Origin of the sequence: Halobacillus sp. Nhm2S1 (genome assembly GCF_019599545.1) — a bacterium.
In the GTDB taxonomy this organism is placed as follows: Bacteria; Bacillota; Bacilli; order Bacillales; family Halobacillaceae; genus Halobacillus.
Genome location: NZ_JAIEZV010000003.1, coordinates 273096 through 287196 on the forward strand (window position 1 = coordinate 273096; position 14101 = coordinate 287196).

Genomic DNA, 14101 nt, shown 5'->3' on the forward strand with positions numbered 1-14101 from the left:
CCCCGTTAACCGTTCTGTCTTCTGCTTAAGATGTGTTGACCATTTTGAAGGAACTGACTGCGGGATCTGCGCATACGCTCGATGCGTTCTTCCGCCATGCGGTCTGCAGCTGCATATGTTGGAATGTTATCACGGCGTGAAATTTCAAATACGCGGGATACGTTGTCATAAATCGTTTCTACCCGCTTCATCGCACGATCTTTATTATATCCGTGAAGCTCATCTGCTACGTTGATGACGCCCCCTGCGTTGATTACGTAATCCGGAGTATAGACGATGCCTTTTTCATGCAGGATATCGCCATGCTTGGTTTCCTTCAGCTGGTTATTTGCTGCACCAGCAATGACTTTCGCTTTTAGTTGAGGAATCGTTTCATCGTTTATCGTTGCTCCAAGGGCACAAGGTGCATAAATGTCACAATCCACGCTGTAAATATCGTCCGGATCAACCGCTTTAGCACCAAATTCTTCAACTGCACGCTGAACCGCTTCTTTGTTGATATCTGTTACAACAAGATTTGCTCCTTCTTCGTGGAGATGACGGCATAAAGTAAAGGCTACATTTCCAACACCCTGCACACCGACTGTTTTTCCTTCTAAGGAATCCGTGCCAAAACCTTCTTTAGCTGCAGCTTTCATGCCACGGTAAACCCCGTAAGCAGTCACTGGTGAAGGATTTCCTGAAGAACCGAAAGCAGGGGATATTCCCGTCACATAATCCGTTTCTTCATGAATTAAATCCATATCCTGTACGGTTGTTCCTACATCCTCTGCGGTAATATAACGGCCATTCAGACCTTGAATATAACGACCGAAAGCACGGAACATTTCTTCGTTTTTATCTTTTTTAGGATCCCCGATGATGACCGTTTTCCCTCCACCGAGATTCAGGCCAGCAGCTGCATTTTTATAGGTCATTCCTTTTGCTAAACGCAGCGCATCTTCTACTGCATCGTCTTCTGAAGCATATGTCCACATACGTGTGCCTCCGAGAGCAGGCCCAAGCGTTGTATCATGGATAGCGATAATTGCTTTTAAACCGGATTGTTCATCTTGACAGAATAACAACTGCTCGTAATCGTACTCTTGCATATAGCTGAAAATTTTCATTGTGTGATTCCTCCTATTGTTGACTGGCTTGTAAAGCTAAAGCCAGTGAATAAATTTTGCTCTGGGCATCATCTGCTCTCGACGTCAATACGATCGGAGCTTTAGCCCCACTGATCACGCCCGCCACTTTTCCATTGGCGAAATATATGAATGACTTGTACAAGGCATTGGCCACTTCTATGGATGGCACAACGAGGATATCCGCCTGCCCCGCTACTTCTGATACAATTCCTTTTTGTTCTGCTGCTTTTGGATCAACAGCATTGTCAAAGGCAAGAGGGCCATCAACGATACAGTTCTTCAGTTGCCCGCGCCTGTTCATTTGCGTAAGCATAGCGGCATCTTGAGTGGCTGTCATGGAAGGGTTTACTACTTCTACTGCAGCTAGTGGAGCTACCTTCGGGTTCTCCCAACCAGCCCGTGTAGCTACTTCCACGGCATTGTTGATGATTTGTACTTTTTCCTCCAGACTTGGCGCGATATTCATCGCTGCGTCAGTAAGGTAAATCAGTTTATCCCTACCTGGAATTTCAAACAAAGCCACATGAGACAGTACCGAACCTTTTCTGAGTCCGTACTCTTTATCAAGAACTGCTTTCAACAAAGATTTTGTATCGATATGGCCTTTCATCACAACATGAGCATCGCCGGAGTGAACAGCTTTCACAGCCACTCGTGCACTATCCCTCTCACTTGCATGGATCACTTCAATACCTTCCTGTGATAAATCCAAATCAACAGCTTTTGACTTGTTTTCAATCTCTGTTTGATCTCCTACAAGAAAGAATTCAGCCAGGTTGGACGTCCGGGCCAATTTAACTGCTTTCAATACTTCATCATCTGCTGCTTGAGCAACAGCGACCGTTTTCGGTGAGCGACGGTCAATTTGATCAACTAGTTCATCTAACTTTTTCATGCGTCACCTCTTCCCCTCTTCTATACATGCAATATTTATGCCAACTCCTACGAACACGAAAACAGCTTCTCCTGGAGGTTCATACCTATGCAAAAGTCTGCACTATGAAAAATTTTGCATGCTGTTTTTGTCCAGTTGGTATTTTTCTAATTTATAATATAAATTCCGAATGGAAATCCCTAAAGCTTTAGCTGTTTTCGTTTTATTAAAATCATGGGACCGGTAAGCATCGGCAAGCAAACTCTTTTCATATTCATCTACGGCTTCTTGCAAAGTCTCTCCCAGCCATGGCGCATTTTCCGTGGGTCCGCCTGATTCCGCTGTTGCCTTTTTAAGCCGGGGAAGATGTTCCACCTTGATCGTATCTTCCATATTCTCCATATAAATCATCGCCCTGCCGATAATGTTTTCTAACTCTCTTACATTTCCCGGCCAATCGTAATCTTTCAAAATCCGAAAAGCCTCCTCATCTACTGAGGTTACATGTCTTCCATAGTCTTCATTCAGCTTTTGGATCAAATGGTCCGTCAAAAGCTGAACATCTTCGATTCTTTCACGAAGAGGAGGAATGTAAATCGGAAGCCGGTTTAGACGATAATAAAGATCTTCACGGAAATTCTTGTTCATAATCGCTTTTTCCAAATTCACATTCGTGGCAGCAATTACACGAACATCCACATTGACGGGTTTCGTACCACCGACCCGGATGATTTCATTCTCTTGCAGCACCCGCAGCAATTTCGCCTGCATCGGCAGAGTCAATTCACCGATCTCATCAAGAAAAATACTTCCGTGGTTCGCTTCCTCGAAAAGCCCTTTTTTACCGCCTCGTTTTGCACCTGAGAAAGCACCATCTTCGTAACCGAACAATTCACTTTCAAGTAAGGATTCTGCTATGGCCGCACAATTGACACGGATAAACTTATTATGGCGCCGCTTGCTCTCGTTATGAATGGCATGGGCGAAAAGTTCTTTTCCCGTTCCCGACTCCCCTCTCAACAAGACAGAAGCTGGCGTGCGCGCACCGACTTTCGCTTGCTCAAGAGCCAAGGTCATTTCCTGGGAGTCTCCGATAATATCATCAAACGTGTACTTCGCTTCCAAACTGCGTATGATTTGTCGCGCTCTTTTCAGTTCACTCGTCAACGCTTGAATTTCAGAAACGTCGTGAAGAACTCCCACACTTCCTTTTAACTTTCCATCGACGATCACAGGGGCGACATTAACGAGAACGTCCTTTTTAGAAGGTCCAACCTTCATACGTACTCCCCGGACGGGCCTTCTTGTACGGAGAACTTTCATGTGCATACTTTCGCCTTCAGATATATCGACCGTTGCCGGCTTTCCAACGATTTCTTCTTCTGAAAGCCCGGTAATCCTCGTGTATGCAGGGTTAATCATTAAACCGCTTCCATTTTCGTCGACAACCGAAATCGCCTCATCCGAAGAATGAATGATGGCCTCAAGCATCGTTTTCACTTCTTTTAGGTCTGTGATTTCCTCAGCGAGATTGACAACTTCCGTAATATCTTTGAAAACAGCAAAAGCACCGATCACCCTTTGGTTTTGCCCAATCATCGGAATTCTTGTAGTCACTACTTTCTTCCCATTCCCTAAAGCAAGCTTCTGATTCACTTCTTCTTCGCGGGAGGCCAGGACTTGAGGCAGCCTTGAATCCGGAATGATTTCATTGATGGGTTCTCCAATCATAGATGAACGCCCCATCCCTATAATGCGCTCTGCACTTCGGTTGATAAATGAAATTTTACCATCCTCATCTATAACAATCATTCCATCATGAATGCTGTTCAAAATCAGGTGTTGATTTTCCGTCTGCTGCTTCAGTTTTTGCACGAGTGTTTCCTTTTCATCCAGTAATTCTGCGGTCACATAAGCGACGGAACCTGGAATGACAACCGTTGAGCGTTTTCTGGTTTCCCGAATTTCGTTGAACACTCGTTCATCCCCCGTGGCTTCGATCACGATATCAATTTCTCTATGTATCCAATCCTGCCACTGTCGGTCTGTAGAAATTCCGTAACTCTCAGCAAGCGCTATTCCCGGTGCATTCGGGTCGATGTCTGTTACGGCAACCACTAACATACGATCCATTTTCTTCAACAATTTCAACAGGGCGGTTCCACCTTTCCCCGCTCCGACAATTAACACACGTTTCATTTCACCACACCCTGCAACTTTTTGCGTAACTATATCGTACCCTAATCTGCACGTTTTAGCAAGTACGTCTATAGTTCCAACCTGTCCTGCCATTTGATATACTTATTCATGGATTGAATTAAAGGAGTTATGAGTATGCGATTAATTGCTTTACTTTTATTAGTTACCCCCGGTTTGATCGCCGTTTATGGGATAAAATTGATTCGGGATGCCCTTTTTGGTGAATTTCACTCGATCTTCTTTCACATCGCCATTCAAGGACTTGTTGGAATTCTCTTTGTTGCTGGCGGAATGGCCTTCATTGGAGGTTTTATCCTGCACAGAGACAGAAAGCGCAACTTGACCAAAGGGCGGTTCAAACAAAAGGATTAGGACATAGTGAAAATAACAACTATGATGAAGGAGTTTTGCTCTGTGACAGAGTTTGAAATGTTTAGAAAGCAATATCCTTTCGATTTGCTTTCTGAGGAAGAGTTTGAAGAAGTGTTTGGGAAAGCCATGGTCAGAGAATTCTCAAAGAACGAATTCATCATCCATGAAGATCAGGAAGATGATACGATCGATATCCACTTCATGGTCTCCGGACTTGCTAAAAATATCATGCACCGGTCGAACGGCCGCCAATTATCAGTAAGATTCTATTATCCGGGAGACCTGGTAGGTGTAATGATCCTCCTCACAAGCGGGGAGATGCGATTTTCTGTTCAGGCATTAGAACCGATCAAAACCATTTGCTTTGAACGTGAATCCTTCTTGAAAGTGATGTCAAACAACAATCACTTCTCAAAAGTTGTGATGGATGGCATCAGCCATTTAATGAAAAGTTTATACGATGAAGTAAAATATAAAAGCTCTACGACAGATGAACAGGATGATCGCGAACTGTACAAGAAGCGTGCAGACGCTTATATGGAGCCTCCTACTTTTATACATCCTGAAGCCTCAATCGAGAAAGCTGCCCGCATGCTGCAGCAGCAGAAGATAGAAGCACTGATTGTAAGTGATGACCAACAATCCATGCTTGGTATGATTGGATATGGTGAAATATTGAAGGCTTACTTTGAGAACGATCACAAAAACCCTGTCAAAGCTTATATGTCTGAAGAAGCCTATGAGATCAATGAGCAGGAATTCATCTATGATGCTTTGAGTTATTTGAAGCACCATCCTACAGAAATCATCCCTGTTCTTCATAAAGACAAGGTCGTTGGAATTTTGAGGCAGTCCTCGTTTTTCACTATAAAAAATTCCGTGTACTTCGACCTGACCTATAAGATTTCAAATGCTACGACGATCGAAGAAATTAAACCGCTGTCCCCGATTCATAATGAACGGTTCCAAAAATTCGTGGCGAGTTTGATTAAAGATCACATGTTCGCTTATGACATTGCGGAGTTGATGACGAACTATAACGATCGGATTCACAAACAAGTCGTACAAATTGCAGAAGACGAAATGATCCGTGAAGGTCATGGAGCTCCTCCGGTCAATTACTGTTTCCTTGTTATGGGCAGTGAAGGACGGAAAGAACAGGCTTTCTCCACAGATCAGGATAACGCCATTATTCTTGCCGACTACGACAAAAGTAAGCATAAAGCGAAAATCGAAGAGTACTTCGAAACTTTCACCTGTAAAATCAATGATATGTTGAATGAATGCGGCTTTCCTTACTGCACAGGCGGTATAATGGCAAAGGAACCGAAGTGGCGTCAACAGATGAGCGATTGGCAGGGAAGTATCGACCAGTGGATCAACAAAATGGACGCAGAAGAAATCCGAGATTTCACCATCTTCATGGATTTCCGTCCGATTACCGGCGATTATTCTCTTGCTTATGATTTAAAGAAATACGTAACGAAACGCGTTCAGAAGTCCTTGAACCTTCATCAATTGCTTATGAAAGATACACTTCGTTTCCGGGTCCCTGTCCAACCATTTGGAAGAATTTCAGGAATTGGTAAAAAGCGGACGCTCAACTTGAAGAAATCAGCGATTATGCAAATCGTCAATGCCATCCGTATATACAGTATGAAATATGGAATTGAAGAGATTAATACCGTAAACAGGCTTGAAGCTTTAGCTGAACAGGAGCGTTTCCACCCGCGTGATGTGGAAAATGCGAAAACAGCCTTGCATCGTCTTATGTTGTTTCGTTTGAAAGCTAATCTTCAACAGTTGGACGACGAAGAACCATTAAGCAATGATTTAAAACTCGGCCCCATGAAAAAAGAAGAACGTCGATCACTCAGAGAAGCGCTCATTATCGCAAAACGCCTGCAGCAGGTGTTAGAACTGAGCTATAACCGAAATCGGGTGGTATAATGCTTCCAGTCGACTTACAAATAATAAAGTATCTGCTTTTTGAGAAACCGATGTACTATTTCAAGATCAAACCTTACCTGAAATGGCACACCTACCATGAATTAGAAAAGCAGCTGCACGTTTTCAATAAAAAGGGACATTTTCACAAGAAGCTATTGAAGGACTTGGACTATACCATCTTTGACCTTGAGACAACCGGGTTCTTACCGGAAATCGGGCATGAGATCATATCGATCGGGGCAATCAGACTGCAAGGACTGCATGCTTGCCGAATGGAGAAATTTCATCAGGTAATCCGGCCCATCCGTCCTGTTAATAAACAAACACTGCGTTTAACAGGACTATCCCGGGACCGTCTGGACAATGCCAGCCCTTTCATTGAAGGTTTCCGCAACTTCATGGACTTCAGCGAGGGTTCTGTTCTTGTCGCCCATCCAGCTAAGTTTGATATGCGTTTCTTAAGGGCTATGTTAAAAAGGTGGAAGCTTCCTGATTATGAACCACACGTGATCGACTCCCAACTTATGGCCCAATGGCTTCTGCCGAACGTAAGGCATCAGCTTGATCCTTTGCTGAAGTACGTAGGTATTGATAAAAGGGAACGACACCATGCATTGAATGATGCGATTATGACGGCAGAACTATTTCGGTATTTACTTTCAAAAACGATTGATTATGACGTTCACACATTGGAACAATTAAATGAAGTTTTAGCTCAACAGAAAAAAACGAAGCAGTGAACATCACTGGTTCGTTTTTCTGTCTTCTTACATATAAACTCCTGATTGTGGAAGGCTCCGTTTCAAAAATTTTGTTGAGTGGATGGGTCTGTGGGAAATAAAGCGCTTCACAGCCATTCTCTGACGCTCAAGCAGGATATGTTCCCGGCACACACCTCGAAACGTTGAAGAATTCATCACTCCTGCCAATATTCTCAATAACTCTATCTGCATTAAAAGTTAGGAAGCCTATTCAAAAAACGTGCGATACAGGGATTGGACGGCTTTGCCTAAGCCTGAGGACTTGACACCGAACATCATGGAAACTTCAGATGACCCTTGGTTAATCATCTCAATATTGACCTCCGCCTCACGGAAAGCTGCCGCTGCACGGCTGGCGATACCAATCGTCTGATTCATACCTTCCCCTACGATCATAATCATAGCCATTTCTCTTTCAATCAAGACAGTATCTACTTCAAGTTCTTCCTTAATCCGCTTTATAACCTTTTCCTCTTTTTCAGGTGGAAGATGATGTTCACGAATGACAACGGACATGTCATCGATTCCAGAAGGAGCGTGTTCAAAGGATACTTCTTCATCTTCTAATATTTGAAGCAACCTGCGGCCAAAGCCAATTTCCCGGTTCATTAAGTATTTACTTACGTATAAGTTCAAAAATCCGTCATCGCTTGCAATACCTACGACATGACTTTCCCTTTCAGGGAGGTCCGCTACTATCATTGTCCCAGGAGCCGCAGGGTTATTCGTATTTTTAATGCATACAGGAATTTTTTCTTTAAACGCTGGGATAAGCGCTTCGTCATGAAATACGGAAAAGCCTGCATAGGAAAGCTCCCGCATCTCTCGATAAGTTAAAGAGGTCAACTGTTTTGGCTGGTCCACGAACATGGGATTCACACAATAAACAGAATCGACATCCGTAAAGTTTTCATACAAGTCTGCCTTTAAACCAGCTGCTACAATCGACCCGGTAATATCAGATCCACCGCGGGAGAACGTCACCAATTCACCTTCAGGCGTATAACCAAAAAATCCTGGAATAACAAGAATTTCATTACGATGTCTCAAACTGTACAATTTTTCAAAGCTTTCTTCTAAAACCAACGCTCCACCAGGTTGATCCCGAACGAGAATTCCTGCTTCTTTTGGATTTACATAAGAAGCTTCAGCCCCCGTCTTCTGCAAGTATGCACTCACAATATGAGCAGATCCATCCTCTCCACAAGCTTTCAAAGCATCAAGCGCATGCTCAGAACGATCTTTCACCAATTGGATCGCTTCATCAATTTTATCCTTTACTTGTTCCACCACATGGAAGGAGAGCTCGAGCTCCTCGGTCATCGATTGAAAGCGATTGATGATTTTTTTATAAACGGTCTCATCCATTTGGTTCATTTGTATGGATGTACCTAAAGCAATAAGGAGATCCGTCACTTTTTCATCTTTACTATGACGTTTCCCTGGAGCTGAAACGACAACAACGCGTCGGTCTTCATCTAACTCCATAATATTTTTCACCTTTTTAATCTGCCCGGCATCTGCTAAAGAACTGCCACCAAATTTTACAACCTTCATTTATACAACACCCCATTAAAGAACGAAAGTAATTAATAATTAAGAATTGTATCACAAAAGAGGTGCACAATTGAATAAAAAATTAGAAAAAAACATACAGGCTGCGAAAATTGACGTATCCATGGGAATTTTTACATTTATTCTACAAAATTGTTACATCTTTTGGTATTTTTAGATATGATGGATGATAAGAGGAAGGGTGGTTCTATGGTTTTGAAAAGGGATGGATTTGGTGGATCCAGGTATTATCCCGAGGATAGTGAATTATCCATACTTTGTACATACGAGGATCAGGGACACACCTTTGTAATCATTCAATACTTGGACCTTCCCTTTAGTTACCGGTTGATTAACAGAGACGGACTTTTTTTACTTGAAGAAGAGCTTTACGATTTCTTGTATAAGCAAATCGAGGAGATTGATGCGGGTATATATGAAGATGTTGAGCTTGCAAAAGAAATTATAGCATTGATGGCAGCAGAAAAATAAAAGCACGAGAGATGCTTTCCACCTCTCGTGCTTTTTATTTAACTCGCTTTATGCTCTAGGCGTAAGCGATCCGCTACCATCGCTATAAACTCACTATTCGTCGGTTTTGCTTTTGTGTTGGAGATCGTGTAGCCGAACAAGGAAGAAATGGCATCGATGTTTCCTCGATTCCAAGCTACTTCAATCGCATGCCTGATGGCACGTTCTACTCGGGATGCCGTCGTGTTATATTTCGTTGCAATATCCGGATAGAGGACTTTTGTAATTGAGCCAAGAAGTTCAAGATCATGGTAGACCATCGTAATGGCTTCTCTCAAGTACTGATAACCTTTAATGTGGGCTGGTACTCCCACTTCATGGATAATGTGAGTAATACTTGTGTCAAGGTCCGGTTTTCTCGATTTGGTTGATGTGTAGCTGTTCCCCAATGCACGATTGATCGGGTCACCCGCATGTTTAATCTGACGAACTTGTTCACCAAGATGGTCGAGATCGAATGGCTTCATCATGAAGTAAGCGGCACCAAGTTCTACTGCTTTCTTCGTGACTTCTTCTTGACCGAAAGCCGTCAACATAATGACTTCTGGGTGCTTGTCCATGTCTTTTAATTTGTTCAAGACTGCTAGCCCGTCTAAATGTGGCATAATGATATCCAGAATCAACACATCCGGTTTCTTCTCCTCTACCATTTGAAGACAATCTTTCCCATTATAGGACGTCCCTACAACATCAATATCCGACGCATCATCAAAATATTCCTCAAGTAGCTTTACAAGCTCACGGTTATCATCAGCCAAACAAACTCGAATCTTTTCCATTTATTTTTCCTCCTTACAAAATAGTCCTTCTTTTTTCCGTAATACACATATTCGACATCCAGGAATTTAACCCTCTTTTATTATAACAAAAAAATTTCAATATTTGAGATTATCTTGAAAATGCTTTAAAATACTCATGAATTCGTACAAATTCGACATACCCTCATAACAATTGTCGAAATTTGTCGATTAAATACAATGCTGATACATAAAAAGAAGAGCCTTTAATAAGGCTCTTCTAACTCGCTTTTTGTTTAGTGATGTTATCTTCGTATAATGGTATCCCGGCTTCTTGTAGCATCCATTCAATGTGCACCCCATATCCGCTTGTCGGATCGTTGACGAACACATGAGTGACTGCACCAATAATTTTTCCATTTTGAATAATAGGGCTTCCACTCATCCCCTGAACAATGCCTCCTGTTTTATCAAGAAGTTCAGGATCAGTGATTTTTACAATCATCCCTTTTGTTACTGCTGATTTTTTCGGCATATTACTGACGATTTCCACATCAAAGGTCTGCATTTCTTCACCATCTAACACGGTCATAATTTGTGCAGGTCCTTCTTCGACTTCTTCTGCAAATCCGACAGGGACACCTTTAGGGTACGTGTCATTTGTCATATCCCCATCCAATTCACCAAAAATGCCGAATGGTGTGTTTTTAGTTATCGTACCTAGCCGATCATCACGTAATGAAAATTTCGCTTTTTTCTCACCAGGAATTCCCTGGCTTCCTTTTTCAATAGAGGTTACATGGGAACGAACAATCGTCCCTTCATGAATTTCAATCGGTTTCTTCGTATCCATATCCGAAATTACATGGCCAAGTGCTCCATATTTTTTCGTTTCTGGATCATAAAACGTCATTGTCCCAATACCTGCAGCTGAATCACGGATATAGAGACCAATTTGAAACTCGTTCTCCTGGGCGTTAAAAACCGGAGTTAAAGAGGTGGAGATCGTCTCTTTCCCTCGCTTGATTTTAAGTTCAATGGGTTTCTCCGCTTCGCCAGACTCTTTGACGATGGAGGACAGCTCTTCCATACTATTGAGTTCCTGACCATTCCCTTCAAGGAGAATGTCACCAACAAGGACATTCGCTTCCTCACCCGGTGATTTCTTCGCCTCTTTTTCTCCATTCACTAAATGGTGTCCGACGACTAGAACTCCCTTTGTATGCAATTCAACCCCCACCGACTGACCGCCAGGAATCAAACGGATGTCACGCATTTGCGTTACATCTGTTTTCTTGAGCGGAACTCCGGCGAACTCATAAAAGACTTGATGATCATCAGTGGATGAAAAAGCAGTCAATGCTTCTGTCTCTTCCCCTTCAGAAAGGACTTCTGTATCATTGGATGCACTGATTTTCACATCGGTAGGGATGGAAAGATAATCATGAACAGGGGCTATCAAAGGTAAAATGAGCATGAACAGCAGGAGAACGGAACCGCAAATATATTTAAATGTCTGTTGATCTTTCACGGGTTCACACTCCTTATCACTCCAGTACCAACTAAATGGCTTACTTATAATGTGGTCTTCCACAAGCATTTTTAAACGAGCATAATCACAGTAATTATAGTACCCTTTCCCTTGTGTAGAAACATTCTCCAACGTATATGCAAAGATTGGAATATCATATGAAATTTTGCGGAAACTACGTATAGATAAAAAATGCGTATGGATTGTAAAATCCATACGCTTATCTTTTGTTTTTTCATCGTTTCTTATGTTTTTCAGCCATGAGAAGCAGTTCACGCGCATGTTCAACCGTTGTTTCTGTAAGTTCTGCACCAGTGATCATTCTGGAGATCTCGTCTGCTTTCTCATCATATGTTAATTCTTTTGCAGCTGTATGAGTACGATCATTATCCACTCGCTTTTCAATTCTAACGTGAGTATCGGCCATAGCAGCTACTTGGGGAAGGTGTGAAATACACAAGACTTGTGATCCTTCCGATATCCCGTAGATTTTTTCAGCAATCGCCTGGGCCACTCGACCGCTGACCCCTGTATCTACTTCGTCGAAAATCACACTTGTGACGCCCTGATGTCGTGAAAAAATCCGCTTCAAAGCAAGCATGATCCGCGACATTTCTCCTCCCGATGCAACTTTATGTAGTTCTTTTAATGGTTCACCTGGATTTGTGGTGATTAGGAATTTTACGATGTCTATCCCATTCGGGAGCAGCTGTACCGGATGGCCGTCAAGTTCAGGGTCAGCTTCCCTTCCTTCTTTCAAATTAATATCGACAGCAAAAGAGGCTTTTTCTAAATATAAATCCCTCAACTCTTCATGGATATATTCAGACAAATTCGCTGCTGAGCTCGTCCTGATGTCATGGAGTGCTTTCGCCTCCATCACAGCATCCTGCCCCAGTTCATAAATTTCATCTTCCATCTTACTCAAATGAGAATCCTTATTCCTAATTTCATCTATCTCTTCTTCGATCCTTGAAGCGTATTGAAGCATATCATCGACTGTAGCTCCATACTTCTTTTTTAAACGGTTCAATTCGTTTAAACGTGATTCAATTTGATTTAAGCGTTCGGGGTCAAATTCTAGCGCTGCCATTTGATTACTTAATTGGAAAGTCAATTCTTCAATGATATAGTAGGAATTCGACATTTCTTCAGAAAGCTTAGCCAGTTCGTCATCCACGTCTGCTGTGCTCTCTAGAGAAGTCATGGCATGGCTGAGCCAGTCCAGGCCTTTTTGCTCCCCATATAGAGAGTAGTAAGCATCATGAATTCCTTGATAAATCTTCTCATAATTCATCAGCTTTTTACGTTCTTCTGAAAGTTCCTCATCTTCCAGTGGCTGCATTTCAGCTTCTTGCAGTTCTCTCAGTTGAAACTCAAGCAAATCCAACCGTTGGGCCATCTCCTGCTCATTTTCACTCAATTCCTTGTAACGTTTCTTCAGTAAACGGTATTTGTCATATACTCGATGATATTCTTCCAAAGAAGACTTCATATCGTCATCCGAAAAAATATCCAGGAGTTCGATATGACGGTCGGGATCCATTAGTGATTGTGTTTCATGCTGGCTATGGATATCGATTAAAGAGTGACCGAATTCTTTCATAATCCCAAGCGTAACCAGTTTCCCGTTTACCCTGCAAATACTCTTACCTTGGTGCGTAATGGTCCTCTGAAGTACGACCATTCCATCTTCATCAATATCAACGCCAAACTCTTCTCCCACTTTATGAATGGGATGATTGTTTCCTACGGTGAACAATCCTTCAATTTCAGCTTTTTTTGTTCCATGACGCACGAACTCGACAGACCCTCGTCCACCAGATAGCAGCTGTATGGCATCGATAATGATCGATTTACCCGCACCTGTTTCCCCTGTGAGTACGGTGAGACCTTCTTTGAACGTAATTGAAATTCGATCAATGATTGCAAAATCACGAATAGACAATTCTGTTAGCATGAAACTTTCACCTCAGTTATAACATATTGAGCAGCTGCTCACTTATCGTTTCTGTTTGTTCTGCACTGCGGCAAATGATCAGACATGTATCATCTCCACAAATCGTGCCCATGATTTCATCCCATTCCAAATTGTCCACGAGTGCCCCTACTGCATTCGCGTTTCCTGGAAGAGTTTTCAAGATGATGAAATGACCAGCGCGATCGATACTGACAAAGGCATCCATCATCAATCGTTTTAATTTTTCAAAAGGGTTAAAACGTTGATCTGCCGGCAGGCTGTATTTGTAGCGTCCATCCATCATAGGCACCTTTACAAGATGCAATTCTTTAATATCTCTTGAAACTGTAGCTTGAGTTACATTATAGCCCATACCCTTTAATCGATCGACTAACTCATCCTGGGTTTCAATGTCGTCATTCGTAATCAATTCCCTGATTTTGATATGACGTTGTCCTTTGTTCATGACCATCCTCCGTTTCCAGTCCTTCCATAAGAAAAG

12 protein-coding genes are annotated in these 14101 nt (G+C 42.4%); 4 read left to right on the forward strand and 8 right to left on the reverse strand.

Going from position 1 to position 14101, the window contains the following annotated elements; translation table 11 throughout:
* Positions 1–5: 5 nt before the first annotated feature.
* The 3 genes from bcd to K2225_RS13225 form a co-directional block, all read right to left on the reverse strand.
* Positions 6–1109: a branched-chain amino acid dehydrogenase gene (gene bcd / locus K2225_RS13215; protein WP_220585192.1), complete on the reverse strand. Its 1104-nt coding sequence runs from the start codon at positions 1107–1109 to the stop codon at positions 6–8.
* Positions 1110–1122: 13 nt separating this feature from the next.
* Positions 1123–2025: a phosphate butyryltransferase gene (gene yqiS, locus K2225_RS13220; RefSeq protein ID WP_220585193.1), complete on the reverse strand. Its 903-nt coding sequence runs from the start codon at positions 2023–2025 to the stop codon at positions 1123–1125.
* A gap of 102 nt (positions 2026–2127) precedes the next feature.
* The gene (locus K2225_RS13225; RefSeq protein ID WP_220585194.1) at positions 2128–4203 is read right to left on the reverse strand and encodes a sigma 54-interacting transcriptional regulator; all 2076 of its coding nucleotides are present in this window, start codon (positions 4201–4203) and stop codon (positions 2128–2130) included.
* Between the two features lie 135 nt (positions 4204–4338).
* Between K2225_RS13225 and K2225_RS13230 the strand changes: the two genes are divergently transcribed.
* The 3 genes from K2225_RS13230 to K2225_RS13240 are packed head-to-tail and all read left to right on the forward strand — an operon-like array spanning position 4339 to position 7265.
* Positions 4339–4575, forward strand: a complete 237-nt coding sequence (locus tag K2225_RS13230; RefSeq protein ID WP_220585195.1) for a DUF2627 domain-containing protein — start codon at positions 4339–4341, stop codon at positions 4573–4575.
* A 42-nt stretch (positions 4576–4617) separates the two neighbouring features.
* Complete coding sequence (locus K2225_RS13235) at positions 4618–6525, forward strand: DUF294 nucleotidyltransferase-like domain-containing protein (RefSeq protein ID WP_220585196.1); 1908 nt, start codon at positions 4618–4620, stop codon at positions 6523–6525.
* Positions 6525–7265: a 3'-5' exonuclease gene (locus tag K2225_RS13240; protein ID WP_255574529.1), complete on the forward strand. Its 741-nt coding sequence runs from the start codon at positions 6525–6527 to the stop codon at positions 7263–7265. Before K2225_RS13235 ends, K2225_RS13240 begins: the two co-directional genes overlap by 1 nt.
* A gap of 228 nt (positions 7266–7493) precedes the next feature.
* Here K2225_RS13240 and K2225_RS13245 read toward each other — a convergent pair whose 3' ends face one another.
* Positions 7494–8843: an aspartate kinase gene (locus K2225_RS13245; RefSeq protein ID WP_220585197.1), complete on the reverse strand. Its 1350-nt coding sequence runs from the start codon at positions 8841–8843 to the stop codon at positions 7494–7496.
* 207 nt (positions 8844–9050) lie between these two features.
* Here K2225_RS13245 and K2225_RS13250 point away from each other — a divergent pair, with 207 nt between their 5' ends.
* Positions 9051–9332, forward strand: a complete 282-nt coding sequence (locus K2225_RS13250) for a hypothetical protein (protein WP_220585198.1) — start codon at positions 9051–9053, stop codon at positions 9330–9332.
* A gap of 38 nt (positions 9333–9370) precedes the next feature.
* Here the strand turns inward: K2225_RS13250 and spo0A are convergent, their stop codons facing one another.
* From spo0A to ahrC, 4 genes are all read right to left on the reverse strand, one after another.
* Positions 9371–10150 carry a sporulation transcription factor Spo0A gene (gene spo0A / locus K2225_RS13255; RefSeq protein ID WP_220585199.1) on the reverse strand — a complete coding sequence of 260 codons (780 nt, stop codon included), beginning with the start codon at positions 10148–10150 and terminating at the stop codon, positions 9371–9373.
* A 238-nt stretch (positions 10151–10388) separates the two neighbouring features.
* Complete coding sequence (gene spoIVB / locus K2225_RS13260) at positions 10389–11639, reverse strand: SpoIVB peptidase (RefSeq protein WP_370632758.1); 1251 nt, start codon at positions 11637–11639, stop codon at positions 10389–10391.
* 235 nt (positions 11640–11874) lie between these two features.
* Positions 11875–13599 (reverse strand): DNA repair protein RecN, encoded by a 1725-nt coding sequence (gene recN / locus K2225_RS13265; RefSeq protein WP_220585200.1) that lies wholly within the window; start codon positions 13597–13599, stop codon positions 11875–11877.
* Between the two features lie 16 nt (positions 13600–13615).
* On the reverse strand, positions 13616–14065 hold the full coding sequence (gene ahrC, locus K2225_RS13270) for a transcriptional regulator AhrC/ArgR (protein WP_089651776.1): 450 nt from the start codon (positions 14063–14065) through the stop codon (positions 13616–13618).
* Positions 14066–14101 lie beyond the last annotated feature (36 nt).